4 protein-coding genes are annotated in these 4370 nt (G+C 72.1%); all 4 read left to right on the top strand.

All coding sequences use genetic code 11. The features are described from left to right. The coding region (locus tag ACWJ6R_RS30955) for a hypothetical protein (protein WP_449065614.1) at window positions 1-216 on the top strand (216 nt) is incomplete at its 5' end. A 266-nt stretch (window positions 217-482) separates the two neighbouring features. Then, window positions 483-3143, top strand: coding sequence for a glycoside hydrolase family 3 N-terminal domain-containing protein (locus tag ACWJ6R_RS30950; protein WP_449065613.1), 2661 nt, complete (start codon window positions 483-485; stop codon window positions 3141-3143). 179 nt (window positions 3144-3322) lie between these two features. Next, the gene (locus tag ACWJ6R_RS30945; RefSeq protein WP_449065612.1) at window positions 3323-3718 is read left to right on the top strand and encodes a hypothetical protein; all 396 of its coding nucleotides are present in this window, start codon (window positions 3323-3325) and stop codon (window positions 3716-3718) included. Continuing rightward, window positions 3610-4311, top strand: coding sequence for a Ca2+-dependent phosphoinositide-specific phospholipase C (locus tag ACWJ6R_RS30940; RefSeq protein ID WP_449065615.1), 702 nt, complete (start codon window positions 3610-3612; stop codon window positions 4309-4311). Before ACWJ6R_RS30945 ends, ACWJ6R_RS30940 begins: the two co-directional genes overlap by 109 nt. Window positions 4312-4370 lie beyond the last annotated feature (59 nt).

The raw sequence follows: 4370 nt of genomic DNA, 5'->3' as shown, positions 1-4370 counted from the left end.
TCGCCGAGCCGCCGCCGGCGGCGGCTCGGCGAGCAGGAGGCGGAGGCCTGGCCGGTGGAGGAGGCGGCACAGGCCCTGAACCCGGCCTTCGCCGAGGCGCTCGCCCTCGGCCAGGCGGTGAGCTCGGCCCGGACCCGCCGGATGCTCGGCTGGACCCCCAAGCGGCCGGGCCTCGTCGCCGAACTCGCGGACGGCTCCTACCGGAGCGGCCGCTAGCCGTACGGGCCGACGGGTGGGCCTCGGCCGGAAGCGGCCCAGGCCCGCCCGTCGGCCTCGGCCGGAAGCGTCCGCCCCGATCCCGGGAACCGCCAGGGAACGGTTCCCGGGATCACCGCATCCCGATGGGGAACACGCCTCCGTTTTCAGAGAGCGCTCTCAGGAAACTATTGACGGGACCGGTCTCGCGGGGTCAGGATCTGCGCAGTGCGGATCACGGGGGGAGCCGCCACGTCTTTGTGCAGCACCTCGAGAACGGACCCTCGATGACCAAACCTTCCGTCCGACCGGGCGCCAGGAGGAGCAGGCTCGCCGTGCTGGCGGGCCTCGCGGTCCTGGCCTCCGGAGTCACCGGGATGCCGAGCGCGGGCGCCGAGGCCGCGAACGGCCGCCAGCCGGTGATCGGAAAACCCTCTCTCGACTTCCGCGGCTGCGCCCGCGTCGACAAGAGCCTGCCCAGGCTCTCCGACTGGCCCAAGATCGACAGCAGGATCAAGCGGAACCCGCTGGACGAGAAGCGGATCGCGAAGATCGTCTCCCGGATGACCCTGGCCGAGAAGGTCGGCCAGATGACCCAGCCGGAGATCGCGGCGATCACCCCGGAGGAGGTCAAGCAGTACGCCATCGGCTCGGTGCTCAACGGCGGCGGCTCCTGGCCCGGCCGCGACAAGCACGCCGCGCCGAAGGCCTGGCTGGACCTCGCCGACGCCTACTGGGACGCCTCCGTGGCCACCCGGACGAAGATCCCCGTCATCTGGGGCATCGACGCCATCCACGGCAACAACAACGTCTACGGCGCGACGATCTTCCCCCACAACGTCGGCCTGGGCGCCGCGCAGGACCCGTGCCTCATCCGCGACATCGGCGCGGCGACGGCCAGGCAGATCCGCGCCACCGGCCAGGACTGGGCCTTCGCCCCCACGCTCGCCGTCGTCCGCGACGACCGGTGGGGCCGCACCTACGAGGGCTTCTCCGAGGACCCCCGGATCGTCCGCGCCTACGGCTACGAGGCCGTCAAGGGACTGCAGGGCAGCCACCCGTTCCGGATCGACTCCCGCGGCGTCATCGCCACAGCCAAGCACTTCATCGGCGACGGCGGCACCCTCAAGGGCGTCGACCAGGGGGTCAACCCCTCGTCCGAGGCCGAGATGATCAACCTGCACGGCCAGGGCTACTACGGCGCGCTCGCGGCCGGCTCCCAGACCGTGATGGTCTCGTTCAACAGCTGGACGAACGAGGAACTCGGCATCAACGAGGGCAAGCTGCACGGCAGCAAGCGCGCGCTGAGCGACATCCTCAAGGGGAAGATGGGCTTCGACGGCGTCGTCGTCTCCGACTGGAACGGCATCGGCCAGGTCGCCGGGTGCACCAACGCCAGCTGCCCGCAGGCGATCAACGCGGGCATCGACGTCGTCATGGTCCCCAACGACTGGAAGGCGTTCATCGCCAACACGATCGCCCAGGTCGAGAGCGGCGAGATCCCGATGGCCCGCATCGACGACGCGGTCACCCGCATCCTGCGGGTGAAGCTGCGCGCCGGCGTGCTCGACGGCCGCAAGCCCTCCAAGCGCGCCTACGCCGGTTCGGCCGGCGCGCTGGAGGACCGGAGGCTGGCCCGGGAGGCCGTGCGCAAGTCGCAGGTCCTGCTGAAGAACAACGGCAAGGTGCTCCCGCTGGCCAGGAACTCCAAGGTCCTCGTGGTCGGCAAGAGCGCCGACAGCCTGCAGAACCAGACCGGCGGCTGGAGCCTCACCTGGCAGGGCACCGGCAACACCAACGCCGACTTCCCGAACGGCACCACGATCCTCGGCGGCCTGAAGGAGGCGCTGGGCGAGGCGAACGTCACGTTCAGCGAGACGGCCGACGGCGTCGACCCCGCGGCGTTCGACGCGGTCATCGCGGTGATCGGCGAGACGCCGTACGCCGAGGGGGTCGGAGACCTCGCGCGGCGCTCGCTGGAGGCCGCCAAGATCTACCCCGGTGACCTGGCCGTGCTCGACAAGGTCAAGGGCAAGGGCGCCCCGGTGGTCACCGTCTACGTCACCGGCCGCCCGCTCTGGGTCAACAAGGAGCTCAACCGCTCCGACGCCTTCGTGGTCGCGTGGCTGCCGGGCACCGAGGGCGGCGGCGTCGCCGACCTGCTGGTCCGGGGCCGCCACCACCAGGGCTACACCGGCAAGCTGCCGTACTCCTGGCCGAAGACCGCCTGCCAGACCCCGCTCAACGCCGGCGACGAGGGTTACGACCCGCTCTTCCCCCTCGGGTACGGCCTGCGCTCCGGCCAGGCGAGCTCCATCGGCACGCTCGACGAGACCGCGCCGGAGTTCGGCTGCGGTTCCACGGGCGGCGGCGGCGAGGCGAGCGAGGACCTGGAGATCTTCAACCGGACCGACGTCGCGCCGTACAAGAGCTTCATCGGCTCGGCGGAGAACTGGGGCGGCACCGAGATCGGCCCCGACGGCCAGGCGTCGCACGCCGAGATCGGCGTCGTGCAGTCCGACGTCAACGTGCAGCAGGACGGCCTGAAGGCGACCTGGACCGGAACCGGCCCCGCGCAGATCTACCTGCAGAACCCGGCGGGCGGCACCGACCTGCGCGGCTACCTCAACTCCGACGCCGCGCTGGTCTTCGACACGATCGTGCACCAGGCCCCGGCCGCCAGGACCGTCATCAGCACCCACTGCGTCTACCCGTGCATGGCGGAGGTCGTGGCGACCTCCCTCTTCACGGGACTGCCGGCGGGGACGAAGTCGACGGTCAAGATCCCCGTCTCCTGCTTCGCGGCGGGGGGCCTGGACCTGGAGAACGTCAACACGCCCTTCCTCGTCTACACCGAGGGCGCCTTCTCCGCGTCGTTCGCCAACGTGCGCTGGGTCCCGAAGGCGGCCGCGGACCCGGACGCGAAGAAGTGCTCGGACCTGAGCTGACCGGTCCGGAGTCCCTGACCTGAGCCATGCCGGGCCCGGAAGCCCGGGCCCGGCATGGCGCGGCCTCCCCGCCGCGCCGCGGGAACGGGTCTTGCGGAGCGGGCGGATCCTGGTCAAGATCGGCCTGACACGTCCGACGGCGCCGCGGGGACCGCCTTCCGACCCTCCCGGAGGCATCCGTGCGTTTCCCCTCCCGCCTCGCCGCCACCGCCCTGGCCGCCTCGATGGCCGCCGCCGTCTGCGGCGGCCCCGCCCGCGCGGCCGAGCCCGCACTGACGGACCTGACCTTCGGCGGGGTGCACAACGCCTACGAGAGAGCGGCCTACCCCTACCTGGTCGACGCGCTCGACGCCGGGAACCGGATGATCGAGATCGATCTGTGGACCTTCTTCGGCCAGTGGACCGTCAGCCACTCCAATCCGTTCTGGAGCGACAACAACTGCGAGCGGGGCGCGACGCCGGCCAACTGCGCGATTCGGCGCGCAACCAGCAGTTCACGCACTGCCTGGACAACGTCAGAGCCTGGCACGAGGCGAACCCGGGGCACGAGCTCCTGGTCCTCAAACTGGAGATGAAGGACGGGTTCCACGACAACCGGGGCCGGGGGCCCGACGAGCTCGACGCGGTCCTGCGGGACCGCTTCGGCGACGCGATGCTCACCCCGGCCGACCTGATGGGCGGTCACGCCACCCCGGATGAGGCCGCGCGCGCCGGGGCCTGGCCCGCCGACCACCGCGGCAGGATCCTGGTCTACGTGATCCGGGGCACCGCGGAGAACGACAGCCTGCCCACCGAGGTGGAGTACGCCCGGCACCTGCGGGACCACCCCGCCGACGCCCAGGTCTTCCCGGTCCCCAGGGGAGGGTACGGCGCCACCGACCCGCGCCAGGACTACGAGGAGTCCCTGCGTCCCTGGTTCGTCGTCTTCGACGGCGGCGCGGCCTCCTTCGCCGGGCTGTCCGCCGAACGGCGGGCGTTCTACGGCGACTACTTCACCGCGGTCACCTCCGCCCACGAGGTCGCGCCCGCGCTGGACTCCGTGAACCCGCCCGCGGACCAGGCGCTGGCCAGGACCCGGTTGCTGGGCTGCCTGGGGGCCACCGTCGTGTCCAGCGACTGGCGCCACGTCCCCGGCTGGCAGGGGCCGCACGCCGCGCCGGGTGCATGACGGAGGCGCGCCGCCCGGGCCGCGACGGGGGCGGGCACGGCGGCGGCGGGGCGGGGTCC

The sequence above is a fragment of the Planomonospora algeriensis genome (assembly GCF_977012225.1).
The sequence above is the reverse complement of the archived record's forward strand: the minus strand, read 5'-3'. Positions and strand labels throughout refer to the sequence as shown.